Origin of the sequence: Bradyrhizobium sp. OAE829 (genome assembly GCF_040546575.1) — a bacterium.
GTDB lineage: Bacteria > Pseudomonadota > Alphaproteobacteria > Rhizobiales > Xanthobacteraceae > Bradyrhizobium.
In genome coordinates this window covers 473,645-500,036 of sequence record NZ_JBEPOE010000001.1, presented here as the reverse complement: position 1 = coordinate 500,036, position 26,392 = coordinate 473,645, and the positions used below count along the sequence as shown (strand labels likewise).

At 62.3% G+C, this 26,392-nt stretch carries 33 protein-coding genes; 17 read left to right on the top strand and 16 right to left on the bottom strand.

The features are described 5' to 3' along the window. Positions 1–81: 81 nt before the first annotated feature. Positions 82–1,842: a L,D-transpeptidase gene (locus ABIE49_RS02300; protein ID WP_192733367.1), complete on the bottom strand. Its 1,761-nt coding sequence runs from the start codon at positions 1,840–1,842 to the stop codon at positions 82–84. A 256-nt stretch (positions 1,843–2,098) separates the two neighbouring features. On the opposite strand from ABIE49_RS02300, the gene ABIE49_RS02295 reads away from it, so the two are divergent. Then, on the top strand, positions 2,099–2,659 hold the full coding sequence (locus tag ABIE49_RS02295; protein ID WP_192733366.1) for a CreA family protein: 561 nt from the start codon (positions 2,099–2,101) through the stop codon (positions 2,657–2,659). A gap of 41 nt (positions 2,660–2,700) precedes the next feature. Here ABIE49_RS02295 and ABIE49_RS02290 read toward each other — a convergent pair whose 3' ends face one another. Continuing rightward, positions 2,701–2,913: a hypothetical protein gene (locus ABIE49_RS02290; RefSeq protein WP_312016084.1), complete on the bottom strand. Its 213-nt coding sequence runs from the start codon at positions 2,911–2,913 to the stop codon at positions 2,701–2,703. 234 nt (positions 2,914–3,147) lie between these two features. Here ABIE49_RS02290 and ABIE49_RS02285 point away from each other — a divergent pair, with 234 nt between their 5' ends. The 6 genes from ABIE49_RS02285 to ABIE49_RS02260 all read left to right on the top strand — a co-directional run bounded on the left by ABIE49_RS02285 (position 3,148) and on the right by ABIE49_RS02260 (position 7,322). Next, entirely contained in the window at positions 3,148–3,309 is a 162-nt protein-coding gene (locus ABIE49_RS02285; RefSeq protein WP_192733365.1) for a hypothetical protein, read from the top strand. Between the two features lie 307 nt (positions 3,310–3,616). After that, positions 3,617–3,781, top strand: coding sequence for a hypothetical protein (locus ABIE49_RS02280; RefSeq protein ID WP_192733364.1), 165 nt, complete (start codon positions 3,617–3,619; stop codon positions 3,779–3,781). Positions 3,782–3,913: 132 nt separating this feature from the next. After that, positions 3,914–4,231, top strand: a complete 318-nt coding sequence (locus ABIE49_RS02275; RefSeq protein ID WP_502915976.1) for a hypothetical protein — start codon at positions 3,914–3,916, stop codon at positions 4,229–4,231. Between the two features lie 149 nt (positions 4,232–4,380). Then, a complete protein-coding gene (locus ABIE49_RS02270; protein WP_192733362.1) occupies positions 4,381–5,616 on the top strand; it encodes a serine hydrolase domain-containing protein in 1,236 nt (411 codons plus the stop codon). A 116-nt stretch (positions 5,617–5,732) separates the two neighbouring features. Next, a complete protein-coding gene (locus ABIE49_RS02265) occupies positions 5,733–5,915 on the top strand; it encodes a hypothetical protein (protein ID WP_192733361.1) in 183 nt (60 codons plus the stop codon). Positions 5,916–6,356: 441 nt separating this feature from the next. After that, a complete protein-coding gene (locus ABIE49_RS02260) occupies positions 6,357–7,322 on the top strand; it encodes a tetratricopeptide repeat protein (RefSeq protein ID WP_192734219.1) in 966 nt (321 codons plus the stop codon). Positions 7,323–7,352: 30 nt separating this feature from the next. Here ABIE49_RS02260 and ABIE49_RS02255 read toward each other — a convergent pair whose 3' ends face one another. The 3 genes from ABIE49_RS02255 to pdxR all read right to left on the bottom strand — a co-directional run bounded on the left by ABIE49_RS02255 (position 7,353) and on the right by pdxR (position 9,385). Next, entirely contained in the window at positions 7,353–7,622 is a 270-nt protein-coding gene (locus ABIE49_RS02255) for a DUF6719 family protein (protein ID WP_192733360.1), read from the bottom strand. 11 nt (positions 7,623–7,633) lie between these two features. Beyond that, positions 7,634–7,786 carry a hypothetical protein gene (locus tag ABIE49_RS02250; protein WP_192733359.1) on the bottom strand — a complete coding sequence of 51 codons (153 nt, stop codon included), beginning with the start codon at positions 7,784–7,786 and terminating at the stop codon, positions 7,634–7,636. Positions 7,787–7,858: 72 nt separating this feature from the next. Next, entirely contained in the window at positions 7,859–9,385 is a 1,527-nt protein-coding gene (gene pdxR / locus ABIE49_RS02245) for a MocR-like pyridoxine biosynthesis transcription factor PdxR (RefSeq protein ID WP_192733358.1), read from the bottom strand. A 71-nt stretch (positions 9,386–9,456) separates the two neighbouring features. Here pdxR and ABIE49_RS02240 point away from each other — a divergent pair, with 71 nt between their 5' ends. Then, positions 9,457–10,182, top strand: coding sequence for a pyridoxamine 5'-phosphate oxidase family protein (locus ABIE49_RS02240; RefSeq protein WP_192733357.1), 726 nt, complete (start codon positions 9,457–9,459; stop codon positions 10,180–10,182). Positions 10,183–10,229: 47 nt separating this feature from the next. Then, on the top strand, positions 10,230–11,507 hold the full coding sequence (locus tag ABIE49_RS02235; protein ID WP_192733356.1) for an ArgE/DapE family deacylase: 1,278 nt from the start codon (positions 10,230–10,232) through the stop codon (positions 11,505–11,507). 60 nt (positions 11,508–11,567) lie between these two features. On the opposite strand, the gene ABIE49_RS02230 is transcribed toward ABIE49_RS02235, so the two are convergent. Then, positions 11,568–12,506, bottom strand: coding sequence for a hypothetical protein (locus ABIE49_RS02230; protein WP_192733355.1), 939 nt, complete (start codon positions 12,504–12,506; stop codon positions 11,568–11,570). Between the two features lie 127 nt (positions 12,507–12,633). Next, complete coding sequence (locus ABIE49_RS02225; protein ID WP_192733354.1) at positions 12,634–13,422, bottom strand: cobalamin-binding protein; 789 nt, start codon at positions 13,420–13,422, stop codon at positions 12,634–12,636. A gap of 130 nt (positions 13,423–13,552) precedes the next feature. Here ABIE49_RS02225 and ABIE49_RS02220 point away from each other — a divergent pair, with 130 nt between their 5' ends. Further along, complete coding sequence (locus ABIE49_RS02220; protein WP_192733353.1) at positions 13,553–13,951, top strand: PaaI family thioesterase; 399 nt, start codon at positions 13,553–13,555, stop codon at positions 13,949–13,951. A 9-nt stretch (positions 13,952–13,960) separates the two neighbouring features. Here the strand turns inward: ABIE49_RS02220 and ABIE49_RS02215 are convergent, their stop codons facing one another. The 3 genes from ABIE49_RS02215 to ABIE49_RS02205 form a co-directional block, all read right to left on the bottom strand. After that, positions 13,961–15,007, bottom strand: a complete 1,047-nt coding sequence (locus tag ABIE49_RS02215; protein ID WP_192733352.1) for a phenylacetaldoxime dehydratase family protein — start codon at positions 15,005–15,007, stop codon at positions 13,961–13,963. A 39-nt stretch (positions 15,008–15,046) separates the two neighbouring features. Then, complete coding sequence (locus tag ABIE49_RS02210) at positions 15,047–16,060, bottom strand: carbon-nitrogen hydrolase family protein (protein WP_192733351.1); 1,014 nt, start codon at positions 16,058–16,060, stop codon at positions 15,047–15,049. 198 nt (positions 16,061–16,258) lie between these two features. Further along, positions 16,259–17,212: an AraC-like ligand-binding domain-containing protein gene (locus ABIE49_RS02205; protein ID WP_354066554.1), complete on the bottom strand. Its 954-nt coding sequence runs from the start codon at positions 17,210–17,212 to the stop codon at positions 16,259–16,261. 232 nt (positions 17,213–17,444) lie between these two features. On the opposite strand from ABIE49_RS02205, the gene ABIE49_RS02200 reads away from it, so the two are divergent. Beyond that, on the top strand, positions 17,445–18,077 hold the full coding sequence (locus ABIE49_RS02200) for a GNAT family N-acetyltransferase (RefSeq protein WP_192733350.1): 633 nt from the start codon (positions 17,445–17,447) through the stop codon (positions 18,075–18,077). A 193-nt stretch (positions 18,078–18,270) separates the two neighbouring features. Here ABIE49_RS02200 and ABIE49_RS02195 read toward each other — a convergent pair whose 3' ends face one another. The 4 genes from ABIE49_RS02195 to fabG all read right to left on the bottom strand — a co-directional run bounded on the left by ABIE49_RS02195 (position 18,271) and on the right by fabG (position 20,494). Then, entirely contained in the window at positions 18,271–18,573 is a 303-nt protein-coding gene (locus tag ABIE49_RS02195; RefSeq protein ID WP_192733349.1) for a hypothetical protein, read from the bottom strand. An 86-nt stretch (positions 18,574–18,659) separates the two neighbouring features. Further along, positions 18,660–18,959, bottom strand: a complete 300-nt coding sequence (locus ABIE49_RS02190) for a putative quinol monooxygenase (RefSeq protein ID WP_192733348.1) — start codon at positions 18,957–18,959, stop codon at positions 18,660–18,662. 33 nt (positions 18,960–18,992) lie between these two features. Continuing rightward, positions 18,993–19,667 carry a DUF2161 domain-containing phosphodiesterase gene (locus tag ABIE49_RS02185; RefSeq protein ID WP_192733347.1) on the bottom strand — a complete coding sequence of 225 codons (675 nt, stop codon included), beginning with the start codon at positions 19,665–19,667 and terminating at the stop codon, positions 18,993–18,995. Between the two features lie 146 nt (positions 19,668–19,813). Next, complete coding sequence (gene fabG, locus ABIE49_RS02180; protein WP_192733346.1) at positions 19,814–20,494, bottom strand: 3-oxoacyl-ACP reductase FabG; 681 nt, start codon at positions 20,492–20,494, stop codon at positions 19,814–19,816. Positions 20,495–20,620: 126 nt separating this feature from the next. On the opposite strand from fabG, the gene ABIE49_RS02175 reads away from it, so the two are divergent. Further along, a complete protein-coding gene (locus ABIE49_RS02175) occupies positions 20,621–21,304 on the top strand; it encodes an SGNH/GDSL hydrolase family protein (RefSeq protein ID WP_192733345.1) in 684 nt (227 codons plus the stop codon). A 103-nt stretch (positions 21,305–21,407) separates the two neighbouring features. Beyond that, positions 21,408–21,611, top strand: a complete 204-nt coding sequence (locus ABIE49_RS02170; protein ID WP_192733344.1) for a hypothetical protein — start codon at positions 21,408–21,410, stop codon at positions 21,609–21,611. A gap of 82 nt (positions 21,612–21,693) precedes the next feature. On the opposite strand, the gene ABIE49_RS02165 is transcribed toward ABIE49_RS02170, so the two are convergent. Further along, a complete protein-coding gene (locus ABIE49_RS02165) occupies positions 21,694–22,440 on the bottom strand; it encodes a tyrosine-protein phosphatase (protein WP_192733343.1) in 747 nt (248 codons plus the stop codon). A 39-nt stretch (positions 22,441–22,479) separates the two neighbouring features. Between ABIE49_RS02165 and ABIE49_RS02160 the strand changes: the two genes are divergently transcribed. Further along, positions 22,480–22,887, top strand: coding sequence for an MliC family protein (locus ABIE49_RS02160; protein ID WP_354067382.1), 408 nt, complete (start codon positions 22,480–22,482; stop codon positions 22,885–22,887). Between the two features lie 110 nt (positions 22,888–22,997). On the opposite strand, the gene ABIE49_RS02155 is transcribed toward ABIE49_RS02160, so the two are convergent. Continuing rightward, positions 22,998–23,195: a DUF2735 domain-containing protein gene (locus tag ABIE49_RS02155; protein ID WP_192733341.1), complete on the bottom strand. Its 198-nt coding sequence runs from the start codon at positions 23,193–23,195 to the stop codon at positions 22,998–23,000. 559 nt (positions 23,196–23,754) lie between these two features. Between ABIE49_RS02155 and ABIE49_RS02150 the strand changes: the two genes are divergently transcribed. From ABIE49_RS02150 to ABIE49_RS02140, 3 genes are all read left to right on the top strand, one after another. Then, positions 23,755–24,792, top strand: a complete 1,038-nt coding sequence (locus ABIE49_RS02150) for a glutamine synthetase beta-grasp domain-containing protein (protein ID WP_192733340.1) — start codon at positions 23,755–23,757, stop codon at positions 24,790–24,792. A gap of 193 nt (positions 24,793–24,985) precedes the next feature. After that, a complete protein-coding gene (locus ABIE49_RS02145; protein ID WP_192733339.1) occupies positions 24,986–25,693 on the top strand; it encodes a GrlR family regulatory protein in 708 nt (235 codons plus the stop codon). A gap of 4 nt (positions 25,694–25,697) precedes the next feature. Further along, positions 25,698–26,384 carry a substrate-binding domain-containing protein gene (locus ABIE49_RS02140; protein WP_192733338.1) on the top strand — a complete coding sequence of 229 codons (687 nt, stop codon included), beginning with the start codon at positions 25,698–25,700 and terminating at the stop codon, positions 26,382–26,384. The last annotated feature ends 8 nt before the right edge of the window (positions 26,385–26,392 follow it).

Genomic DNA, 26,392 nt, shown 5'->3' with positions numbered 1-26,392 from the left:
GGCGAGCCTCGCGCTAGATTCATCGAGGCGAAGCATAGCCGAGCCGGCGAACCGGCGCCGCTCAACAAGCTGTTATGCGAGTTAGCGCAGCGGAACGATGAAGTCGGTGCCTTCGCCGGTTTCGCCCGTGTTGATGCCGTGATCGGAGACCACGATCGAACCGCCCGTCGTCAGGGCTTCGGTGATGCGCGCCATCGCTTCCGGCGGCACGGTGATGCGGTCCAGTGCTTCGGCCGGGCTGTTCGGCGCCGGTGCAGGCTTGGCTTCGGCCGGGGCTCCGCCGGCGACCTTGCGCCGGCGTGCGGCGCGCTCGTCCTCTTCCGTGAGCGCCGCATTGCGGGCGGTCACCGGCAGTGACACCACCGACCAGCGCAGCAGATTGGGATCGGTCTTGTCGACTTCCGCCGTGAAGACATGCGTGCCCAGCATCCGCTCGCTCGGCGCGATCGTCACGGGCACGTCGAACAGCGGCGTGAAATTCTGCCGCACATAGAGCTTGCCGTCCTTGCGGCTGACGAACACCGCAATCTGCCCGGTGCGCTTCGGTTCCGGCTTCGCCGCGGCCTTCTCGACGCCTGGCAGGCGCGACGGATCCTTTTTCGCATCGGGCGCAACGGCAGGCGTATCGGCGATCGCCTTGACGGGCTCCGCCGGTTTTTCGGCGGCCTTCGGCGCTTCAACTTTCGGCGCATCGACTTTGGGCGCGTCCGCCTTCAGCGCCCCGGTTCTCTCCTCGTCCGGTTTCACGTCGACCGATTTGGCCTCAACCGGGGCCGCTTCGGATTTGGCTACTTCAGGCTTGGAGTCTTCGGGTTTGGTTTCTACCTTCGCCTCGACGACCTTGTCGTCGGCCTTCACGCTGTCGCCGGTCTCAACCGATTTGACCTCGGCCGTTGCAGCTTCCGACGGTTTGGACTCAGAGGATGTCACTTCGGCCGCAGCATCTCCCGACACCGGCAGCCTGCTCGCCGAGGGTGACGCATCGGACATCGTGGCCGCGGCATTGGTCGCCGGCATGGCCCCGCTGGCATCCGCAGTCTGGGTTCGTTGGCGCAATGGCGTCCGATCGGCGGTGCCGTGACCGACGGTCGATCGCAATTCCAGGCTCGCTTCTGAACTCGCGGGCTTGATTGTGGATCCAGCGTCCGCGCCCTTGTCGGACTTCACCGCCGGCGCGTCCGACATCGGCTCGTCGGCGGCCACAGGTTGCGGCACGACCTTCTGAGCCACCAATAGCGGGTGCGAGAAACTCGAAGGCGTCATCTCGCCGGGCGTAACGATGACCCGCGCGCCCATCTTGGTCCAGTTCCACATCTTCGCGGCAAAGGCCATCGGCAAACGGATACAGCCGTGCGATGCCGGATAGCCGGGCAGGGCGCCGGCATGCATCGCGACACCCGACCAGGTGATGCGCTGCATAAAGGGCATCGGCGCGCCGCTGTAGATGTTGGAGTGGTGCATCTTGTGCTTCTGGATGATGCTGAACACGCCCATCGGGGTCGGATGGCTTTTCGTGCCCGTCGACACCGGACTTTCCGCGAAGATTCCGTTGGCGTCGTAGACCCTGACCTTTTGCTGGTTGATCGAGATCGCGATGATCAGGGGGCCCTGCGGCTTGGCGCTGATTTCCTTTTCGGCGGCCACCATGGCCTTCGAGGGCTTGCGGGCGCGCTGCTTGCGCGGCTGGGCTGATGGTGCCGGCCGGTAGAAGCTGGGGTCGGAGTCCTGCCAGTAATACAGGGCGGCGTCGGCGTGGGAGGAGGCGCCGATGGTGCCTGCGGCAACCAGAACAGCTATTTGCCAAAATCGCTGGTTCGCACTGCTTACGCTCGTACTATTCAACCCAAAAAGCCGATGCCCGCTCACGCCCAAATTCCCTGAGTCCAGATCGTCGAATCCGATGTTCCGATAATCATTTGTTGTTGCAGACGCGAAAAGCGTTCACCAGCTTAAGCCCTCTAAACCCGCGCTTTTCGCCGCAAGCGTAGCAAAAAAGCCTCACATTCCGTTAAACGCGAGCTCCCCCGCACCGTTCCTCAGCCTTCCTGTGCGGCATTTGCACATTACATAACCGGTGGGTCCTTCAGCGGAGATAGAAATGACATTCAAGGCCATCGGTAAGTGTGACAAGTCATGGAGAAATCTGGCCTTGGGCGTCTCGTTGGCAGTGTTGGCTGCGGTGGTCGGGCAGGCCGGTCCGGCCTTTGCGGCCGACGAGCCGGACCTGATCTTCCGTCGCTCGACCGTGTTCAAATGGCTGAGCCCAAATGACAAGCTTGCTACCTACGGCGTCGACGACCCCGAGGTCGACGGCGTGGCCTGCCATTTTACGGTACCGGAGAAGGGCGGTTACAAGGGCTGGCTCGGGCTTGCCGAGGAAGTTTCAGATATTTCATTGGCCTGCCGCCAGATCGGGCCGATCCGGTTCAAGGGCAAGATGTCCCAGGGCGACGACATGTTTCGCCAGCGCCGTTCGCTGTTCTTCAAGAAGATGCAGATTGTCCGCGGCTGCGACCCCAAGCGGAACGTGCTCGTCTACATGGTGTATTCGGACCGGCTGATCGAGGGGTCACCCAAGAACTCGACATCCTCGGTGCCGATCATGCCCTGGGGAGCCGCCGACGCCGCGGTGCAGAAATGTGGCGAGTTCGTCCATTAGTCCTGATGCGCAGGTCCGCGGCTTGGCGGCCGTCCTAGGACTTACCGTTTCACCGGATCGGGATGTGGGCGGACCTCTGAGCCGGGCTTTGCCTTAGGCTCGTGGCAGCCTACCAGGCGCACGAACTTTTGCGGCGAGCACTGATTGTCGCCCATGACTGGTGCGCCCTGCTGCGACATCGCGCCAGCCATCTGTTGCTGGCCGGATTTGCGGGGCGAGGATTGATTGCCAACACTGATGTTGCCATTGCCCACGACGGCTATCCTTTGTTGGATGATGAAAGAGAACAACGCCGAACCAACAGGAAAAGTTGCACGGGGTGTTCGCTTGAGTCGGCCGGACCGACGCTTCGGTTCACAACTGAGTATGCTGCGCTGCGGCCTATTCACCAGACAATGATTAAGAACTTGGATTAAGAACTTGCGATAGCGTCGAACCGGTTGCCCGCAAGGGGCGTCTCATCGCCTGATGGTGAACGGAGACGTCAGATGCGCGCCCTCAGCTGCATTATTGCTCTTGTTTTCGTCCTGACCGGCCCGTCGCTGGCCGGCAGCGCCGATCGCGACATGCCCGGGGTCGGGACGTTCACCTATTGCGGATCGCCGGTCGTGACGCCCGAACCCGATTTGAGTGCCTTCGATGGCGAGTGAGGCAGTTTCGCCTCTCGAAGGCGGTACACGGCAGGGTTCCGACTCAAAATCGCGAAAACAACCCCATGCAAAGTAGAATGGCCCCGGTGGCTCGCAGGTGACCTGTACCTCTGTTCGGCCATTCATCACTATATTGAAATCATTAGGTTTTTCTCGCCAATGTTTCGTCCCGGCGGGCCGACGAAACAATTCACCCCTGCGATGAAACCATTTTCCGCTTCTGGCGCAGATATCCGGAAACAGCCGGTGGTTATCACTCTGCCAACGAAACGGCGGGGACGCCGGCACCCAAACCGGAGACAGTCACATGCGGACCATCAGCTTTATCCTCGCCTTCGCCTTCATCCTGGCTGGTCCCTCGATCGCTGGTTCCTCGGATCAGGGCTTGCCCGGCATCGGCACCTTCTCCTACAACGGCGCGCCGGTGACGACCTCGGCTCCCCAGTCGATCGTCGTCGCAGCTGTCAACTAATCGCAGCTAAGCGCTCGCAAGAGAATTTGCCGGTAAAGGCCCAGTATGTTTGTACGTTTTTGTTCTGCTGCGATTTTGGTTTACTGCCTGCTGGGCGCTTCAGCCCAGGCCCAAAACCAGTTAACGGCGCAGATGCGGTTCCAGCAGGGGCCGATTGGCTCGATGTTCAAGCTCCCCGATCCCCGCGGTGAGTTCGTCCGGCTGTGCGCACCCCACATGGTCGGACGTTGGGCGCATCCCGAAACAGTTTGCACTTGCCTGCATGACCATGCGGCCGCGACCGTCGAGGACAATGATCTGCGCGAAGCCTTGCTCCGGGGCATCAGCGAGACCGGTGTGCCCACGATCGAGACCAATTGGGTGCCAGCGTCGAAGCAGTCCGAAATCGGCCCGACTTTCACCAAGATCGCCAAGCCGACGCTGCAATGCATGTTCGAGCCGTCGAACTAGTTCGCGCGAGATCTCACGCAACCACCAGCTAACGCAGGTCTCGATGCCGTCACGGGCTCGACAAGCCGCCACCGCCATGATGTGCAATGTTGTTCGATGATCTCCGGGGAGAGCGCGATGGCGTTCGAACCGCGCGCGGGAGTCGGCCAATGCAGCAACGACGAATTTTTTCTACTTATCTCCTTGCATGCTTCCTTGCCGCTCTGGCAGTCCCGGCCTTTGCCGCCCCCGACGAGGAGCTGCTCGGCAAGGACAAGGGCTATCCGGTCGGTACCCGCGCCAACTGGTTCTTCGACGAGGGCGTGCGGGTTGGATCGTTCAGCCATATCGACCAGATCTTTCCACACAACAGGCTGAGCAAAGCCGAATCTCCCTTGCCGCTTGCGTGGGCCGGCGGAGAAACAAAGCTGGAATACCGGTTCGAGAACCAGAAATGGACAATTGACGATTTTCTGACGCACCAGCGCGTTACCGGGCTGTTGGTGATCAAGGACGGCGCAGTCCTGTTCGAGCGCTATCAGTATGATCGCAAGCCGTCCGACCGCTTCATCTCGCATTCGATGGCGAAATCGATCGTCAGCCTGGCGGTCGGGATGGCGCTCGCCGAAGGCCGGATCGCCTCCCTGGATGACCTGATTTCGAAATACGTGCCCAAACTTGCTGGCAGTGCCTATGGCGAGACCACCATACGCAGTGTCCTGCGCATGGCGTCCGGCGTGCAGTTCAGTGAAATCTACGACGGCAAGGACGATCTGACGCGGTTCGTGATTGCCCGCGGCCGCGAAGGATCAATTGCTGCGTTACGCCAATTCGAGACCCGTGAAGCCGAGCAGGGCACGCGGTTTCACTATGCCTCCAGCGAGACCGTGCTGCTGGCCGTGCTGCTTCGCGAGGTCACCGGCACCACGCTCAGCCAATATCTGACCACGCGGCTCTGGCAGCCGATGGGCGCCGAAGCCGACGCGACCTGGACCACGACCTCGGACGGCTCCGAAGTAGCATTGGGAAATTTCAATGCGACGCTGCGCGACTACGGGCGTCTGGGAATGCTGCTGGCCAATGACGGCGCGGTCGGCGGCAAGCAGATTGTGCCGAAAGACTTTTTGCTGGATGCGACCGACTGGCACCGGCAACCCGCGGCGTTCGCGCCGGGGAAGGCGACGCCGTATTTCGGATATGGCTATCAGTTCTGGCTCTACCCCGGCGAGAAGCGAAGGTTTGCGCTGCTCGGCGTCTACGGCCAGTCGATCTTCGTCGATCCCGAGCTCAAGCTTGTCATGGTGGTCACGGCCGCAGCCAAGAACGCCAATGTCGGAAAAGAATCGTTCGCTTTCGAGCGCGGCGCCGTTTGGCGCGGAATCGTCAGCAAATACGGCAGCTGGTAGGCCTCAACGGGCTGGCGAGACGGCGCGAATCGATGTCGCCGCGTTCGGGAACTTGCAACAAGAATGCTCAAGACGGCGGCAGTTGAACCCCGGCAGGGTTGGCGCGACTAAGTGACATGTTGCTGTCCGAATTCATAAAAGACCTCCTGTGGGCGGGGGCACATTCCGTGTTCATGAAGGTGGGCACCTGGCTCGATAAGAAAATCGACGGGCCTACGGTGAAGGTCGCCATAGGCATGGTACTCGGGCTTGCATCGATTTTCTTCGTTTCAATTGTTTCCGGATTGCTAGGCGTCTGAAGCATCGCAATGGCGATCGGCGCGGTTATCTCGTCGGTACTTCTGGCCATACCAAGCGCAAGCGGCTGGTCAGGCTCAGGACTTGCAGGCCTGACCGCAGCGATCGTTTTCCGGGGAATAGTAGGGGATTCTGCCTAGGGCGTCGCTGTAGCGTGGGTTGTGAATGCAGTCGTCTACGGTGCGGACGCCCTCTTCGTTCTCAAGTCTTCCAACCGAGCCGCTGCCACGTAAACAAGCCGCTTACAACTTCCTGATTCAAGCATCACTGGACGGCCAGGGCGTGCAAACGCAATAGTCTGAAAGCAGGCCCATACTCCCGTTGTCGTCGCCGGTTTCAGCATGGCGACAAGTGCGCGGTGACCCGTCAGTATGAACCTCTCTGGCCACTGAAGACACAAAGGGCGGGTATGTCGCGGAAGAACCGCGACGGAGGCACATGTGATGAAGGCCATGAAAGCATCTATCCGCATTGCGGTCACCGCGCTGGCCCTGAGCCTGTCAGTCATCGTGCCATCCTACGCCGAGCAGGATGAGGCAAGCCGCCTCAACCAGGAATCCAAGGAACTCTATCGGGTCGGAAAGTACGCGGCAGCGCTTCCGCTGGCCCAGCAGTTGCTGGCCATTCGCGAGAAGGAGTTTGGTCCCGATGACGCAATGGTCGCGATGCCGCTGAATGACCTGGGCACAATTCACTACAATCTGGGTCAATACGCCGTTGCCGAGCCGCTGTACAAGCGCTCATTGGCCATCAGGGAGAAGACGCTCGGTCCGGATCACGCCGAAGTCGCAAGCGTGCTGAATAATCTCGGCGAACTCTACCGCACGACAGAGCGTCTTGCCGAGGCGGAGCCGCTCCTCAAGCGGTCGATCGCCATTCGCGAGAAAACGGTCGGTCCTGACGATCCGGACATCGTGCTGGCGCTGAGCAACCTGGCCGCTCTCTATAGCAACCAGCGTCGATACGAGCAGGCCGAGCGGCTGTTCAAGCGCGGACTGGCCGTTCTCGCGAAGGCGCACGGTCCGAACGATCCGAACGCCACGGTTTTGATGAATAACCTGGCCGATGTCTACACCAACCGGCATCGCTATGCCGATGCCGAGCGGCTGCTCAAGCGGTCGATCGCCGTGACCGAGAAAGCGTTCGGTCGCGACCATCCTGATGTTGCGCATGCGCTGAATAATCTGGCCGCTGTTTATGGGCGGCAGGGCCGTAATGCCGACGCGGAGCGGCTTTACAAGCGCGCGGTGGCCACCTTCGAAAAGACGTTCGGCCCGAACCATCCGGACCTCGCGGATGTGCTGGAAAACCTGGCCCGTCTCTACAAGGATCAGAGCCGCTACGCCGATGCCAACGCACTTCTCAAGCGGTCGATGGCCATTCGCGCGAAGGCAGGCTCGCCTGCCTGAGATAGCGACGATCGCGGTTTGATGCACGCCCTACCGCTTCTGCTTCGTCCCCAGGCGCGGAATGCATTTGTGGGTGCGCAGCACGCCCGATGTCGTCATCTGCGAGCCCAGCACTTCCTTGATCTGTCCGGCCGGGCACGTCCCGTCGTCGACGAGGATGCGCTGACCGAGCCGCAGATCGACGATATTCCGCTCGTTGGGGACGACCTGCTGCGCGGCGGCAGGTGAGGCGAGCAGGCACAAGGCAAGGCTGGCGGAAACCGCAAGAGCCGGGGCCGTCACGGCCTTCGTGATCGCCAAATTGACCTCCCTCACTTGCTCTGGATCTTCAGCCCGTCGGGGCCGAGATTGATCTGCACGCCCTCGGGCTGTTTCCTGGCCTGATAGAGATTGTAGCCGAGCACGCCGACGGCAACGACCAGCACACCGATGATGAGATACATGACGTTGCGATTCGCTGGCATCCGGGTGTCTCCATCGTGACCACTATTCAATGCATTTAGCGGATGCGGCGGCGATTCTCCTAGGGAGCCAAGCTAGTGCGCTGATCGGGGTCGCGTCGGCGCAGGCTTTCGCGCTTCGCCGGTTCCGGTTCCACGAATGTCCGGGCTCCGCTTAGCCCGCATCGCCGCCAGCGATGCCTTGGCCAGTTTTTCGGCCGACGCTTTCAATTGCGGAAGCGGGTGGCCGGCAAATCCCAGTACAAATCCCGGCAGTGGCCGGGCGCGTGCATAGGTGTCGGCCAGCAGCCAGCCTTCGACGCCGGCGGCGGATTTGGCGTGGGCTGCAACCTGCGCGTCGACCGATGGATCAAACCGCGCCACCAGATGCAGGCCTTGCGACGGCACCGGCACGGAGAGGCGGCCTTCCGAAGCGGACGACAGTGTCGAGGCCAGCACGTCGCGGGCCTCGCGGTAGAGGGTGCGCACCCTGCGCAGATTGGCCGCGAACGCGCCGGAGTTCAGCATGTCAGCGACCGCGCCTTCCAGCAGCGTGCCGGGAAAGCGGTCGAGCGCGGCGCGCGCCGTCGTCACCGGTCCGATCAGCTTCTCGGGCAGCGCGCAATAGCCGATACGCAAGCCGGGAAACAGCGTCTTTGAAAACGTGCCCATGTAGATCACGCGCCGCAAATGATCGATGCCGGCAAGCGACAGCAATGGCGCGCCGTCATACCTGAATTCGCTGTCGTAATCGTCTTCCAGCACGAAGGCATCGGCATCCCTGGCCCAATCCAGCAGCTCCAGCCGGCGGCTCATCGACATCTGCACGCCAAGCGGAAACTGATGCGAGGGCGTCACATAGGCCGCGCGCGCCGATGGCGCTGATGTGCGGCCCTTCGCGACGATCAAGCCTGATGCGTCGACTGGAACCGGGACCGGGCGGTAACCGCAATGCTCGATGGCGCGCCGCGCGGCGGGATAGCCGGGGTCTTCGCACCAGACCTGATCGGCCGGCCTCAGAATGGCGCTGAGCACGATGCGCAGGGCGTGCTGGGTTCCCGAGGCCAGCATGATCTGGTCCGGATCGCAGCGCAGCCCGCGGGCCGACAACAGGTGATCGGCGATGGCGGTGCGAAGCTCGCGGCTGCCGCGGGGATCGCCATAGTGAAGGTGGTCGGTGCCGAAGGCGCGCATCCGCCGCCCGACAAAGGAGCGAAAGCGCTGCAGGGCCCGCTCGTCGATATGCGTGCAGCCGAGCGACAGGGTGCCTTGTGGCGGCGTCTCGATGACGATCCTGGCCTTGCCGGCGCCGCTCACTTGCGCCGGGATGCGCGCGGCGACGAAGGTGCCCGAGCCGACCACGGCGACCGCAAAGCCGTCAGCGATCAGCCGTTCATAGGCCGTCGTCACCGCGTTGCGGCGAAAACCGGTCTGGCTTGCCAGGGTGCGCGAAGGCGGCAGCGGTTCGCCGGGCTTTACGATGCCGCTGACGATGGCGTGGCACAGCGCCTGATAGAGCCGATGCGGCGAAGCGGCCCGCGGCGTCACATGCGGTCCGGAAAGGTCGAGCGGCAGCTCGGTCTTTCGCGGCGGCGTCGGAGAATTGGTCGGAATTTTTCGCATGGAATTGGCACTATCGCAGACCAAATTCGCCGCTACAACTCTCGTCATTGATTGATTTGACAGGAACTGCCGTGACCGAAATCGAAACCGCCAATTCATATCCGGTGACGCCGCGCAACCGGGTGAAGCGCCTCCATGAGCGCGGCCGCTACGATAACGCGACGGTCCACAGCCTGCTCGACGCTTCGATGCTGTGTCACGTCTCCTATGTGATCGACGGCCAGCCCTATTGCACGCCGACGTTCTTCTGGCGGGAAGGGAGCAGGCTGTACTGGCACGGCAGCAGCGCCAGCCGCATGCTGGAGAACCAGTCGGACGGGCAGAAAGTGTGTTTGACGGTCGCGCACCTCGACAGTCTGGTGCTCGCAAGGTGCGGCTTCAACCATTCGGCCGACTACCGCGCCGTGATGGCCTTCGGCACCGCCTACATCGTCACCGATCCGGAGGAGAAAGCGCGCGCGCTGGTCGCGATGGTCGACCGGTTCTTTCCCGATCGTACCGCATCCTTGAGGCAAAGCACGAAGCAGGAAATCAAGGCCAGCGCTGTGATCGCGATGGAGATCGAGCAGGCGTCGGCCAAGGTCCGCACCAAGGGCGTTGCCGACGATGATGAAGACTATGCGTTGCCGATCTACGCGGAGCGCATCCCGGTGCGCACCGTTATCGGTGCGCCGGAACCTTGCCCGCGGCTGTTGGACGGCGTCAAACGGCCGCAATCGCTGCGTGTATATTCGGAAGGCCGTCGGCTCGATGACGCCTTGCGGGAGACCCATCTTCTGCATTACCCCGGCGGCTGAGATCGGGTTAGGGTGCCCGTTCGAACCTGAGAACTGGGAGCCGCCGCATGACCACCGATACGCAACAAAGAATCCTCGACGCCGTCGATGCCGGCTTTGACGTGCAGCTTGCGACGACCCGCGACTTCGTCGCGATTCCCTCGACCCGCGGCGCCGAGGGGCCGTGCCAGGACATGATCGGCGATCTCCTGTGCGCCCGTGGTTATGAGGTCGATGACTGGCATATCGACGTCGAGGATTTGAAGGATCTGCGCGGCTTCGGGCCGATCGAGCATGATTTTTCCAAGGCGCGCACCGTGGTCGGCACCTACCGTCCGCCGAGCAATGGCGGCAAATCGCTGATCCTGCAGGGACACTGCGACGTGGTGCCGGCCGGCCCGCTCGACATGTGGGAGACGCCGCCGTTCTCGCCCGTGATCAAGGACGGCAAGATGTATGGCCGTGGCGCCTGCGACATGAAGTCGGGCACCATCGGCGCGCTCTATGCGCTCGACGCGATCAAGGCTGCGGGCCTGCGGCCGACCGCGCGGATCCACTTTCAATCCGTGATCGAGGAGGAGAGCACCGGCGTCGGCGCGCTCTCGACCCTGCAGCGCGGCTACCGGGCGGATGCCTGCTTCATTCCCGAGCCGACCAACGGCAAGATGGTGCGCTCGCAGGTCGGCGTGATCTGGTTTCGCTTGAGGGTGCGTGGCATTCCCGTGCATGTGGCGCATGCGGGCTCCGGCTCGAATGCGATCATGGCGGCCTATCATCTGGTTCACGCGATCGGCAAGCTCGAGGCCGAATGGAACGAGCGCGCCAAGTCCGATCCGCATTTCAAGACGCTGACCCATCCGATCAACTTCAATCCCGGCATCATCAAGGGCGGCGACTGGGCCTCCAGCGTGCCGGCGTGGTGCGATGTCGATTGCCGCATCGCCGTGCTGCCGGGCTGGTCGATCAAGGATTGCCAGAAGGAGATCCTGGCCTGCGTCTCCGCGGCCTCGCGCGACCACCGCTTCCTCTCCAACAATCCGCCCGAGGTGGAATGGTCCGGCTTCCTGTCGGAAGGCTACGAGTTGAAGGACTCCGCCGCGCCGGAAGCGGCGTTTGGCAAGGCCTTTGGCGCGGTCTATGGCGGCAAGGTCGAGGACCTCGTCTTCACGGCTCTGACCGATACCCGGTTCTATGGCCTGAACTACAACATCCCGAGCCTGTGCTTCGGCGCCAGCGGCGCGGCGATCCACGGCTTTAATGAATATGTCGACCTGGATTCGCTGCGAAAATCGACCAAGGCCACCGCGCTGTTCATCGCGGAATGGTGCGGGGTGGAGAAGGTGTAGCCGTACTTGTTTTGACGCGTTTCTTCACGCGAACCGGTGTCCACTTCGCCGGAAAACGCTCTACGGCTTTGCCTTGAAGCTTTCGACCATCGCTCGAAATTCCGGCAAAGCCTCGTCAAATCGCTCCGGCGGCGCCATGCCCAGCAGGACAAAGGGGCGTCCCGACGGATAGAGCGCAACGACGAGGTAGCGGAGCGGGCGGCCACCAGCCCCTTTGCCCTCTCCAAGATATTCGAAGCCGGCCATGTTCGACGTCGTGAGCGGCCTGGTGCTCAGGATTTTCTGGTCGGTGATTGTGCGCGAGTTGAGAAATTGCTGCTCTCCGAAGCGCTGCTGATCAGAGGGCGCAATGGTGGCTTCGGTGGCGAGACTGACGATGAAGCCGACATCCTCCAGCTTCCCCTCCGGTGGAGGCGGCGATTCCTTCAGCAACAGGCCCCTGCCGGCCAGGGGTTTGCGGTAAGTGAAGCGCGCTGTCGGCTCTATCGAGAACGGCAGGGCAGCGATCGGATCACCCGAGGCCGTCGCATGGATGCGGACGCTGGCAAGTGCGGCGCGGATCACGGCATCCGACAGCTGCTTTGGCGCGGGCTTTGCGATCGAGACGGTCAACATCCCGGTCATGTCGGGGCCGTTGATGACCATCAGCCATTTGTCAAAAACCTGATTTCCGGCGCGCTGCTCCGCGCGCACGGTGATCTGCTCGTAGGGCACCCCCTCGATCGTCTCCGTCGACAGCAGGCGCATGCCTCGCTTGGCCATCGCTTCCGCTGTGAGACCGTTACGGAACTGTGTGAACGCCACCGGAGGGAATTCCGCCAACAGGATCGATGCATGGTGCGCCTGATCCTGAAAGCCTGTGAATGTGGTGGCGACGACAAAGCCCTTCGGCGGCGCGAGACCGATGCGACTGCCCGGTGGCGTGATCGGATCGGCAGCGTTCGCGAGGCCGGCGAAGAGGCCGCCGGCGAGGGCCAGGCCGAAAGCAAGATGTCGCATCGCTATCGATCCTCGCCACATGCTTGCGCAATCCTCTCTACGTCACGTTCACCACGATGATCCTGACACCACGATGATCCTGAGATCGTTTGTTCCTCATGTGACCGCGCCGGTTCAATGTCGGCTGTCAGTCTCGCTGTGGCCAGAGCGCCTTCACGATCGCATCCAGCCCGTCGGTCAGCGCGGCCGGACCGGGCTGCAGGATCAACGGCGATTTGATCTCGACGATGCGGTTGTTGCGCACCGCCGGGATATCGCTCCAGCCCGGCCGTTGCCTGATGCGGTCAGGCACGACCTTCTTGCCGCACCACGAAGCCAGGATCACGTCGGGCGCGGTTTCGCGCACCGTGTCCGCTGAAATGACCCGGTCCTTGGCAGCCTGCTGAAACCGCAGCTTTGGCAGCACGTCTTCGCCGCCGGCGATCTCGATCAGTTCGGAAACCCAGCCGATGCCGCTGATGATGGGATCGTCCCACTCCTCGAAATAGACTTTTGGTTTGGGCGAGGGGCGGGGCGTCGCTGCGATGCTGGCAAGGCGCTGCTCAAAGCTGGTCGCAAGCTGCTCGGCGCGATCCGCGGCGCCGACCAGCGCGCCGAGCGTGCGGATCATCGCGAGTATTCCCGCGACGTCGCGCTGGTTGAATACATGGATGGCGACGCCTGATCGCACGAGGTCGGCGACGATGCCCGCCTGCAGGTCGGAGAAGGCGAGCACCAGATCCGGCTGCAGAGCCAAAATCTTCGGAATGTCCGCGGAGATGAAGGCCGAAACCCGCGGCTTCTCGCGGCGCACTTGCGGCGGCCGCACCGCATAGCCGGAGACGCCGACGATGCGGTCCTGCTCACCGAGCAGATACAGCGTCTCCACGGTCTCTTCGGTGAGGCAGACGATCCGGCGGGGCGGGAACTGGCGCATGGGCACCATATGCAGAATTACCGACGTCTTGTCACGGCACCATTACCTCCGAGGTCATTGCCTGATTTACCTGGCTCCTCCATGCTTGCTGCGGAATGGTTTGCAAGGAACAAGAAAAACCGGAGGACGCATGACGCTGCTGGAAAAAATCCAATCGATGAAGATGCCGTTTGCGGAATTGAAAGGCGTAACCTTTGTCGAAGCCGACAAGGATCGCGTGGTGGCGCGGATGCTGGTGCGGCCGGAGCTTTGCACGCTGCGCAACACCATTCACGGCGGCGCGGTGATGGCATTTGCGGATTCGGTTGGGGCGGCCGCGACCGTCATCAATCTGCCGGAAGATGCCAAGGGCACCACCACGATCGAGAGCAAGACCAATTTCATTGGTGGCGCCAAGGAAGGCAGCACGGTGATTGCGACCGCGACCCCGGTGCACCGGGGCCGGCGCACCCAGGTCTGGCAGACCCGGCTCGAGACCGAGGACGGCAAGCTGGTCGCTATCGTCACCCAGACCCAGATGGTGCTGTAGGCTGGCGTCCTACGCAGCGTCCGTCGACATGGCGTTGAGCATCCCGGTTTGCGGGTGACAATCCAGATATTCAAAGAAGGCTTCGTCGGCCCGCGCCACCGTGACCTCGTGATAGAGCCGCAGCTTCGCGGCAGGACCCAAGGTCGACAGATATTTCATCGCGGCGCCAAAAATCCGGACATGGGTCGGATGCGATTCCGCCCATCGCTCCAAAGCGGCGAGGCTCTTCCACCAGCTCATGCCGTAGGATTTTTCGGTGCGTGTGCCGTCGGGCGCGACCACCGTCATATAGCGGTTGGCGTAACAGCCGATCGAGCGGCCGTCATCGCGCAGGAAGTCCATGCCTTCCCGCAACACCGGCTCGACGTCCTCGAGGTACATTTTGCGTTCGGAGGCTTCGGTGTCGCCCCAATCCTGGCCCGATCGGATCAGGCAGACATTGTCTGAAGGTATGACCCTGATGCGGGTGCCATCACGGACAGCGGTAATGTTTCCTGATGGCGCCATCTCGCTGGTTTGGGATTTGGGAATGCGATCGCGCATGCCGCCCCAATAGGCGTGCTCCTGAATCTCGCCGCTCATGCCGTCGGCGAGAACCGCGACCCCTTCGGGTCTTCCGAGGGACGAGAACAGGGTCTCATAGCCTTCTACGGATGGATGCAGCACCTCGATGAACGTGCCCACACCGCCGGCGTTTCGCCGCTCGCCGGTCCAGCCCTCGCGCACCGCCGGGAACCAGCCGTCGAACCTGGCGCGATCATCCCAATAGGCCACCGTGACGACATTGGTGAAACCGGCTTCGTCGACATAGCGGGCGCGGTCCCAATGCGTCGGGCCGCCATTCTGCCCGAACGCGGCGACGATCGACGCGAGCGCCTGCTCCGCAGCTTCTGGCGGCTCGCCGCGGGTCTGGACGCCGAAATAGGCCATCACCACCCGCGCCACATCAGGCTTGTGGCGCGCCACGAACGACGGGTAGGGCGGCGCATAATCGTCGGGAACGCGACGGTGGCGTGTGCGCGCAGTTTGCAGATGCTTAGGGATCGCGGATTCCATGGCGGGCTCCTCGCAGGCTGGCAGAACCGTGTGAAGCTCTCAGGCCTGAAGCCTGATTTCGCTCATGACCTCGGCATCGACCGGTAAGGTAAAATGCTCGACGCGGTTGGCGCGGGATGTGTTGAGCAGCAGCCGGGTGACGTCGGGCCGGGAATAATGTCCGGCGGGATCGGCGGCGTTCTTCGCCACACCGATCATGCCGAGATCGATATCGGCATAGAGAATGCCTTCCTGGTCCGGCGGCAGTTTTTCGGCGAGCGAACTGCCGTCTGGTCCGTAGATCACCGCGTGACCGCCACCGGCATGCAGGAACGCGTGCTTCTCGGGGGAGTCGCAGAGCTCGTCGATCATGGCCTGCGAGACCACGGCGCAGGGAGCGAGGACGAAACATGAGCCCTCGACCGCGTAGATCTTGCTCGCGGCATTGTTGACCTCATGGCCAAGCGCGTGCGCGAACGGGTCGTACAGCGAAAAGCTCGGCCAGGCGCCGACGTGAACCTGCTCGTTCTGGGCGTACATCGCGTATTTCGACAGCGGCTGCAGATGTTCCCAGCAGCACAAGGCCCCGAGCCGGCCGACATCGGCGCGGTCGTGGACGGCAAGGTCGCTGCCGTCGCCTTCGCCGAACACGGTGCGTTCGGCATGGGTCGGCCGCAGCTTGCGGCGCCTGGCGATGGTCTCGCCGTCGGGCCCGATCAGCCATTGCGCGATGTAGAGGCTGCCGCCGGCGCGTTCGGAGAGGCCGAGGACCGCGGTCAGCTTGGCGCGCTTGACGGCGTTGCGGATCTTGTCCGCCTGTGGGCTGTCATAGGCCAGCGAGTTGTCGAAATAGCGTTGCACAAAACCGCGGCCGATCGCCCAGGCGGGCGCACCGAGCCAGATCTGCCACGGATATCCGGGGATGAAGGTTTCGGGAAACGCGATCAGCTTGGCGCCTTGCGCGGCGGCCTGTTCGATCAGCGCGATCGTCTTATCCACGGTCGCATCGAGATCGAGAAAGACCGGCGCCGCCTGAACCACAGCTACCTTGTACTTCTGGTGCACGAGACCCATCGAAATCATCCTTCTGCGTTGGGAGATAAGGCAATCGCTGGGTCGAAAGCCTACGGCGCCCCTGGCCGTAGCGCTTGTCCGTGGCAGAACGAAAACTTGTCTTAACTTGCAATTGTCAGCCGCAAGGCGGAGAGCCGGCCGCGTCGCCGCAGGCGGGCGTTGTGCCGCCGCGGGAGGCCAGACCGATCGCGGGAGAATCTATTGCGTCGGGCGGTCGCGCCATTCGCGCGGCGAGGCGCCGTACCTCTGCCTGAAGATCCGGCTGAAATGGGCGAGGTCGTTGAAGCCCCAAGCGAATGCGATGTCGCTGATGTGCCGGGCCGCATGCGCCGGGTCCGACAGGTCGCGCTTGCACCGTTCCAGGCGCTGCATCTGGACGTAGCTGCGGAACGAGTGCTGCTCGTCGGCCATCAGATCGCTGGCATAGCGCGGCGAGATTCCGGTGGCCGCGGCAACCTGCGAGATCGACAGGTCGGGATCGCTCAGGTGCGTCAGGATGTAATTCTTGAGCCGATAAAGCAGCGCAGAGCGGTGAAACGACTGGTCCGACGATCGCGCATGCATCCGATCGGCGAAGGCCATGGCGATGAGATCCAGTCCCTGATCCAGGAGACGGGATGCAGTGGCGGGATCGACGTGGTCGACGACCTTGCTGGTGCTGATCAGAAACTCGTAGGCCAGGCCTTCCAGGGGACGACTGCTGCAGAAGGTGGTCGCGGTCAGCGCCTCGAAGGCGCCGATGCGTTGCTGCAGAAGTTTTCGCGGCATCTGCAGGATCGTCTGCGAAAAACTGTCATCGAAGCGCAGTTCGTAGGGGCGGGTGGTGTCGTAAATGACGAACTGTCCCGCGGAGACGACGGCATCGCGGCCGTCCTGATAGACGCCGTTGACGCCGTGGTTGCCCAGCGCCAGCAGTACGTAATCCTCGCTGGCGCGTGCGATCCGGGATGGCGTGCGGAACACCCGCTGGGCGCAGGAATCAACGCGGGTAAACGTCGCGCGGCCGATCGCGGATTGCGAGACCGCGCCCCAAAACCCCTCCCGCATATCGGAAAGGCAATCGAGACCGACAAAGGTGTCGCAGACGATGTCCTGCCAGACCGCAAGGCGTCGATCCGGAACTGAAGAACTCGTGTCGAGCACGACAGCCACGATGGGACCTCCGGGAACCGGCGTAAGTGTGAGGCAAAGCCCGGCTCAAATCCAGTGTGTGCAAAGAGCTTGCCGGGCGCCGCGACCGGCGTCGATTTGGTTACCAAATTGTTAAGCGAGGAATGTCTTTTTATTAGGCATTTGAAGGGGTTGAACTTCATATTGCGATGCACAATATAGGTGGTCTAGGGATTCGACGCCTCCTCGAGGGCCACCACGAGGAGTTATGACTATGAACTACCAGACTACCGTTCCGAGCCGCGCCAAGAGTACGGTCAAGGGCACCGTTCGGATTCTAAGCCAGCAAGAGGAACTGCCGCTTCTGCGCGATCACCTTTTGCGGCTCGACCGCACCAGCCGCCATGATCGCTTTCATGGCTTCATGGACGACAGCTTCATCGAACGTTACGCCGAAAAATGCGCCAACGACGGCACTGTGATCATCGCCTATTTCGAGGATGGCGTGGTGCGTGGCGCCGCCGAACTGCATCCGCCGGAGCAATCGCCTGACGCATTGCCGGAGATCGCCTTCAGCGTGGAGAGCTCGGTACGGCGCAAGGGCGTCGGCAGCATCCTGTTCAGGAAGCTGATCGCGGAGGCGCGGGCCAAAGGTTACAAGAGCCTGCGGATCACCACCGGCGCGCAGAATGAAGCGATGCGGGCGCTCGCCAACAAGTTTGGCGCACACCTGACGTTCCGCTACGGCGAATCCACCGGCAGCATCGATCTGGCCAAGCAGAACCAGCCGGAAGCGGCGCCGTCCGCAATGGCGACGACGCTCGAGGCCGCACGGGCGATCACGAACTTCAATCGTGCCTATTGGGCCATGATGCTGAGAATGTCCGGCTGGGGCCGGACGGCCTGACCGGAAGGCCCATAGACAGAGCCCCGTTCCGCTTGCATCGGAACGGGGCTCTGTATTTTTTTGATTTGACGCGTTTTCTTGACGCGAACCGGTGCCCACTTCGCTTGAAAACGCTTTAGCGGCAATTCGCGGATCTGCTCGATCGCGCGAATTGCCCGGGGGGCTTTAACATCAAGATCTTCAGGAATGGACTTCAGGTACCGGTGCGCTTGTCGTTGCCGAAGCGCCTGATCACCTTGCGTTCGACCACAACCGAGCGCTGGGCGCCTTGCTCACCGGTGATGACGCGGGTGGCGGACCGCGCAACGGCGCGGCCGGTCTTCTTCACCTCGACGAGCACTTCTTCGAACGGTAGCCCCATCAGCGCCGCGGCGATTTCCGCCTGCTGCTGCTGATCGTCGGTAATGCCGACGGCGGCGAAGATTGCTTCTTCCAGCGTCGGCGGATCGCGCCGTACGCGCCGGGTGCCATATTTCGTGTTCCAGTCTTCGCTCATCGGGGCCTCGCATCTGATGCGGAGATACCTAAGGGCCCTTATGTTGCATTGCAATATGAATTTGGCGTGGCATTACAGCCATGCACCTACAATTTCTCCAGTCTGGTAGCGTCGTACAGTTCGATGGACGTGGCGGCCGCAGCCAGCGACTGCAGCGATTTGACGAAATCGCGCGAGGCGGGGACCGCGAAATGGTTAAGCAGTGCCGCGCGGTCGGCCCATTGCTCGAAAAACACCAGCCGCAGCGGGTTTTCGCAATCGACATGCACGGCGTGCGACATGCACCCGGGTTCGCTGCGCGAACGATGGACATGCTCGAGGCTCAGGCGGCGGACCTCGTCGAAACTGTCCTGGCGCGCCGTCACACTGCCGGTAACCACGATCATGTTGTCCTCCCGTTTTCACCGTCCTTGTCAGGACTACTCGGCGGCGGTCAGATCCAGCGGTTGTTGCGGCCAGCGCTTGAGCGCGGCGTGTCCGGCTTCGGTCAGGACGTAAATGCCGCGCTCGGCGCGATCGAACCAGCCATAGACATTGTGCAGTAAAATCTTGCCGGCGTCCGGCATCTCGATCCGCAAATCCTTCACGCGCCGCGGGCCACCCGAAAGTGCCGCAGCACAGGCCAGCGCCTGCTGGCGATAGGCCGTCATGATCGGCGCGCGCGTAGAGCCGCCCATCGCCGGATCGCCCTTGCGCCGCTCGTGCTCCCTGATCAGCCGCGAGCGCTTCTTGGGATTGCGGCGAGGGGCTGTCGTGGCGGGTTTGACGATCACCTCGACATCGCCGGTGTTGGTGACCGCGAGCATGCCAAAGCCGAGCCGACGACAGAGGTTGCGATAGCGGGCGTCGCTTTCGCGGCCCTTGCCGCGTGCCGACAATTTGGCCGCGAGCCACACCTCGTCACAAGCACCCGCGCGATCGACCGCCTGCAGGATCAGTTCGAGATTGAATGTGAGCTTCAATTCCCCGATCACCACGACCGGCGGATCGTCGCCGCTCAGCGCCACCAGGTCGCAGCCGCCGATCTCGCCCTTGACCGTGAAGCCGAGCTTTTCAAGGAAGCGTTTGACGGGCAGGTAAAGCGCGGTTTCCAACGACAGGCTCCGGCGGCAAAAGCAGCCGCGACTCAGTGTCACGAGTTTAGCCCGGATTTGGCCAAATCGCGCGCAAGCGGCTATCGTGCCGTCGGGACGGACAAACGGGCGCGATCCAATGCTGCGCAGGCTTGCAGACTGAAGATTTAAACCCGCCCGCTTACCGGCAGCAGTGCGCCGGTGACGGCGGAGGCGGCGTCGCTGGCGAGGAACAGGATCACGTCGGCCAGTTCCGTTGGCCTTACCCATTTGCTGAAATCGGCTTTCGGCATGCTGGCGCGATTGGCTGCGGTGTCGATGATCGACGGCAGCACGGCGTTGACCGTGATTTTGCCCTTGTATTCGGCGGCGAGGGCTTCGGTCAGGCGATGCACGCCGGCCTTGGACGCCGCATAGGCGCCCATGCCGGCGCCCGCCTGCAGCGCGCCAAGCGCGCCGACATTGACGATCCGTCCGGCACCGGACGCGGTCAGATACGGGATCGCCGCGCGCGAGGCATTGAGCGCGGTCGTGACGTTGAGCGCGTACATGCGCTGCCACGTCTTCGGATCGCCCTCAATGACCGTCTCGAACGCAAAACCGCCGGCGATGTTGATCAGCGCGTCGAGCCTGCCGAAATGCGACACCGCGGCGTCGATGGCCTTCTTCGCCGCCGCCGCATCGGTCAGGTCGACACCGCCGAGTTCGAACTGGTTTGATGTCGCCGGCACCTGCGTCGGCGCGTGGTCTACGCTTGCGACCCTGGCGCCGGCCGCCAGCGCCTGGTCAACGACGATGCTGCCGAGCGCGCCGAGGGCGCCGGTCACGACAATGACTTTTCCATCCATAATGGGGCCTCCACGGGCCGATAAAAGGGAGCACACACTAGCGCCGGCAGTTTTTCATTTGCAATGCGGCGAATTTCGCATCCAAATGCGGGTGTCCAACAAGATATCCCCGCTGAGGGTGATGAAATGAACGACGTGTCGCGTACCGGCGATCCGGACATCGCCAACTTCAAATACAAATTGCCGCATCTGACGGCGGCGCTCCAGCGTCCGGAAAAGATCAAGATCGTGGCGATCGGATCGTCATCGACGGCGGGCGTTGCACCGGTCGCACCTTATCCGCCTCGTCTGGAAATGCTGTTGCGGCAGAAACTTGCGCGGCGCACGATCGATGTGCTCAACCGCGGTGTCAGCGGCGAAGAGGCGCCGAAAGAGTTAGAGCGGTTTCGATCCGACGTGTTCGATGAGGCGCCCGCTCTGGTAATCTGGCAGGTGGGCACCAACGCGATCTTTCATGACATGGATCGCAGGGAGGTCGCCAGCGCCATCGAGAGCGGGTTAAGGCAACTCGCCGACTTGTCGGCGGATGTGATCCTGATGGACCTGCAATACACCAGGGCGATGACCGACAAGCTCAAGGCATCGGAAGAAATGGTGGCGTTCATCGCCGCAGCTGCTGAGATCGCGAAGGTCAACGTCTTTCAACGCTTCGCCCTGATGCGACGCTGGGTCGATGACAGTATCCCGATCAGTACCCTGCAAGACGGTGCCGACAATCATCTTCACGTCAGTGAGTGGGCGACTGGTTGCTTGGCAGAAGCCCTGAGCGATGCGATCGCGCGGGCTGTGAAGGCGGCGGGTACTACGTAAGAATACGGATCAAGGCCGATCGCTAAAATTTGCCGGAGTTGCGCAAGTCGATTGCAGGTTCCATTCACTACAAGGGGAGTCCAATTTAGGCAGGGGCATCACGATGGGATCTCTACCCGATCACGGTTTACCGCTTGTTCAGCTTAAGGAGCAGCGGCGGGACTTGGTGGTCGCGCTGCAAAACCGCAACGGTCCGATCAAGGACTGGGAGCTGATGCAGATTGCGGCGATCCAGCAGGCGATCCAGGCGTTCGAGGACGTCATCGCCGATCTCGATGCTGAAATGGAAATGGAAGCCGCGGCCTGAGCGACCGCGAGACACACTCGTGCTGACGCACGGCAAGTCGGCCGTGCGGATCGTTTCGATGCGGCGGTGAAACACGATCAAATCAGGATTGCAGATAGAGCGCCGCGAGCGCCGCGCGCTCCTTTTCGCCAAGACCGATGCCGTCGCGGAGATAGGCTTCGAGACTGCCATAGTCGGCGTCAATGGCTTCGAACGCAGCGCTGAGGAACGCGGGCTGCACCGAACCCAGCACCTGCTTGACGTGATCGGGCAGGTCGCTGCTGGCGGCGGGATCCCTGCGGTAGAATTGGTTGGTCAGCAGATAATCTTCCGCAATCACCTCGTCGGGAACGCCGAGCGTATGCAGGATCAGCGCACAGGCGAAGCCGGTGCGATCCTTGCCGGCGGTGCAATGGATCACCAGGGGCGCGCGGTCTTCGAGCAGATGCGCAAACAGCGCGCGGAAGCGCGGCGTATTTTGCTGCACATAGCTGCGGTAGGAATCGCGCATCACCTCGACGGCATGGTCGGTCGACAGCGCCGTGCCGCTGGCGGCGATGGCACGAAGGGCGGCGACCACCGTTGGCTCCACCGGCAGCGAATGCACGGTGATATCGGCCAGGCCGCACACCGCCTCGGCGCGCTCCGTCGTGCCCCGAAAATCGAACGCGCTCTTGACGCCGAGCGAGCGCAAGACCGCAGCGTCATCATCGGTGAGATGGCCGAGATGGTTGGACCGGAACATCTGCCGCCAGCGTACCGTGTGGCCGTCGCGGGTGAGATAACCGCCGAGGTCGCGGAAATTGCTGGCGCCAGAGAGATTGAGGTGACGGGCAGGGGAATCTGACATCGGGGCTGCCTTACGGAATTCCTGATAGAATTCTTGGAGATGCAATTCTTGTGCGGCGATCGGGCCGGGGTGTGTCGCGTCTTGCCCTCTGGTCTATACTCGGGCCGTCAGGAGGAGAATATGAATAATCGCAAGATCGCTGGTTTCGCGGCGGCGTTGCTTCTGGGAACGATGTTTTTGGGAGCGGTCGGCTCGTCGGCCGCGTTGGCACAGGCGACCTTCAAAAACTATCGTTGCGCCGACGGAACGCAATTCATTGCCGGGTTTTTCCGGTACGATTCACGCGCCCATCTGCAGCTCGATGGCAAGGCGGTGACGCTGAAAAAGGGAGTGGCGTTGTCGGGGGCGCGCTATACGGCGCGCGGGATTACCCTGAAAGTCACGAAGGCCGGGCTCACCACGCTCAAGCACGCCAAACGGCCGGTAACGGCATGCGAATTGACCTGAAGACAAGCTTTGCATGAAAAAGGGCCGAAACGATTTCGTTCCGACCCTTTTCTACTTCACCGACCGCGCCTGAACTCTTTGACGCGGATATGCCGAACATTGGGCTGGCATCAGTGGTCACGCCCAGGCTTGGTTTCCTCGATGGCCGCTGCGTGGTACCAGCTGCCGCTGCAGTCAGCGATATCGACCGCCGGGGCGGCAATCTCGGACTTGGTCTCGCCATAGCGACGTCCCGCCAGGGCCGACCGGCCCCCGGCTGGGAATTGATAGATCTTGGCAGATCCCTCATTCACACCTGTGTTGATCATCCTGGTCTCTCCTGGATCGAGCGAACCACCACGGTGCGCCCGACTCGTTCTCCGTTAGTTACCGAGATTCCGATATCGTTCGCGCCCTCCCGGAATGCAAATTGCTCAAAAAATGTCATCCGGTGTGCATTTCTTGGGCAATTCCTGTTTTGCTTCGTGTGAGGCAATGGGCAGGTGACTAACGCTTGAGCCGGGGGGAAGGTTGCCGGTCACAACCGAACCATCAGCCGAATGGCGCAAAAGGCTGCTGCAGCTTTAATCGGGCCGGGAGCTGGGGGCCGAAACTGCCGTAGAATCGGGCTTCAGGCGGGTTCGAAAGCGCCTTTTGGCCGCCTGGCGCGCATGTCAGGCGCGCTTCTATGTCGCATCAAAAAATGCACGCACGAGGGTGGACATCCCAGCGCCGTCCGGTGCCGCGCTGCAGCGATTGGCACTTTAATTGCTTGGTAAGAAACGGCCTGACGTGGCCGGGTACACGTGTGCGGGGACTGCAGGGGCTTCTAACCTCCAAAGTCCAGGGGTTTCCGCACTTAGCAGCATTAAACTCAAGAGAGGCTCAATGACCAAGTACAAGCTCGAGTATATTTGGCTCGACGGATATACGCCGACACCCAGTCTGCGCGGCAAAACACAGATCAAGGAATTCGCTTCGTTCCCGACGCTCGAGCAGCTCCCGCTGTGGGGCTTCGATGGCTCCTCCACGCAGCAGGCCGAAGGTCACAGCTCCGATTGCGTGTTGAAGCCGGTCGCGGTCTACCCCGACGCTGCGCGTGAAAACGGCGCGCTCGTGATGTGCGAAGTCATGATGCCCGATGGCAAGACCCCGCATGCCTCGAACAAGCGCGCGACCGTCCTCGACGACGAAGGCGCATGGTTCGGCTTCGAGCAGGAATACTTCTTCTACAAGGATGGTCGTCCGCTCGGCTTCCCGACGGACGGTTATCCGGCGCCGCAGGGTCCGTACTACACCGGCGTCGGCTACAAGAACGTCGGCGACGTCGCCCGCAAGATCGTGGAAGAGCATCTCAATCTCTGCCTCGCGGCTGGCATCAACCACGAAGGCATCAACGCCGAAGTGGCGAAGGGCCAGTGGGAATTCCAGATCTTCGGCAAGGGTTCCAAGAAGGCGGCCGACGAAATGTGGATCGCCCGCTATTTGATGCTGCGCCTCACCGAGAGCTACGGCATCGATATCGAATTCCACTGCAAGCCGCTCGGCGACACCGACTGGAATGGCTCCGGCATGCACGCCAACTTCTCGACGACCTTTATGCGCGAGACCGGCGGCAAGGAGTACTTCGAGAAGCTGATGGCGGCCTTTGACAAGAATCTCATGGACCACATCGCCGTCTACGGGCCCGACAACGACAAGCGCCTGACCGGCAAGCACGAGACCGCGCCCTGGAACAAGTTCAGCTATGGTGTGGCCGACCGCGGTGCTTCGATCCGCGTTCCGCACTCCTTCGTGAACAACGGCTACAAGGGCTATCTGGAAGACCGTCGTCCGAACTCGCAAGGCGACCCCTACCAGATCGCTTCCCAGATCCTGAAGACGATCTCCGAGGTTCCGACCTCGGCCAAGTCGGCCGCGGCCTAAGCGACACCGCATATCCGGACGGGGGCGTCCGGATGCAACCCTGATCCGCCAAAGCGTGCCCGCTTTGGCGGATCATTGCGTTGTGACGACGTTACCTTAAATGCATCAATTCAAGCCCTTTGCCCGATTCCAGCCGTTCCCCTCCGTTATGAACCGCGCTAGATAGCGGATGCGCTTGCCGGGGACACGGCCATTGCTCGAGGGTTTCTACAAGATCAGGTTTCAGCTCAACGACGCGGTCGGCCGCAGCGTGATGTACGTGCGCGCCGGCAAGATGCTCGGCGGCAATTCCGCCTTTGCGCATATCGGCACCTATCAGGAAGAAGCCGATGGCGAGCTTGCCATCGAGATCAAGACCGTTCGCCATAATCCCGACCCGAACTACCGCGCGATGGCCGGCACCGACGACGCCACCCTGCTGGCGCGGGGCAAGCCGGATGGCAATCTTTACCGGTTTGAAGGCGGCCTCAAGGAATTGCCGGGTGCGAAATTTAGCTCGGTCATGACGCCGATCGGGGAGGAGGAAGTCCCGATCGCCGGAGGCGTCGGCCAGGATGGTATCGTCAATGGCCTCTATTCCATTCACATCCGCATGCTCGACGGCGTCGACGGCGGCCTGACCGGCGTGATGCTGCTCAATGACGGCCGCATCCTCGGTGGCGACGCGTCGTTCTACTACATCGGCAGCTACACCTCGGAGAACGGCCGCTGGAAGGGCCAGATCCTCAATCAGGAGCACACGCCGGCAAGGGGCGAGAACCCGGTGTTCGGCGGCCACGAGGTCGGCATTGGCTTTGCCGGCACCTGCGACGACCATGGCGCGCTGCTGGAGGCCACGGCGCTTGCGGGCAAGCGTAGCCTCCGACTGACAGCCGTGCTCAAGCTGATGCATCGGGCGTAACGCCATGGACAATGCCGTGCGCGTGCTCTCGACACTGGCCCTGAAGGGCGCGGTTCACAATCTGGCTGGGCACTATGAGGCCACCGGCGGCGTGCGCATCGATGCCGATTTTGCGCCGACGCTGGCGCTGCTGGATCGCCTGCGTGGCGGCGAGGGCGCCGACGTCGTCATCCTGACACGCGAGGGGCTCGACGACATGGCCCGCGAGGGGCGCGTGGTGGCGGACAGCTGCGTGGATCTCGCGCGGTCCTATGTCGGCCTCGCGGTGAAAGCCGGCTTTGCCCATCTCGACATCGCAACCGAGCCCGCGCTGCGCGCGGCGCTGCTTGCGGCCCGTTCGGTGGCCTATTCGCGCATCGGCGCCAGCGGCATTTTGTTCGCGCAGTTGATCGAGCGCCTGGGTATTGCATCCGAGATCAATGCGAGAGCGTGCATCATCCCGTCAGGTTTCACCGCCGAACGGCTGGTCAGCGGAGAGGCCGATCTGGCTGTGCAGCAGATCAGCGAACTGAAGCAGGTCGGGGGTATCGAGGTCATCGGCCCGATTCCTCGCGAGCTGCAAACGCCCGCGGTGTTTTCCGCCGGCCGCGTCGCGGCCTCCGCCAAGGCTGCTCAAGCGGACCGGCTGTTGCGGTTTCTCGCCTCGCGCGAGGTTGCGCCGGTGCTGCGCGAGAGCGGGCTTGAGCCTTGAATTTGCGA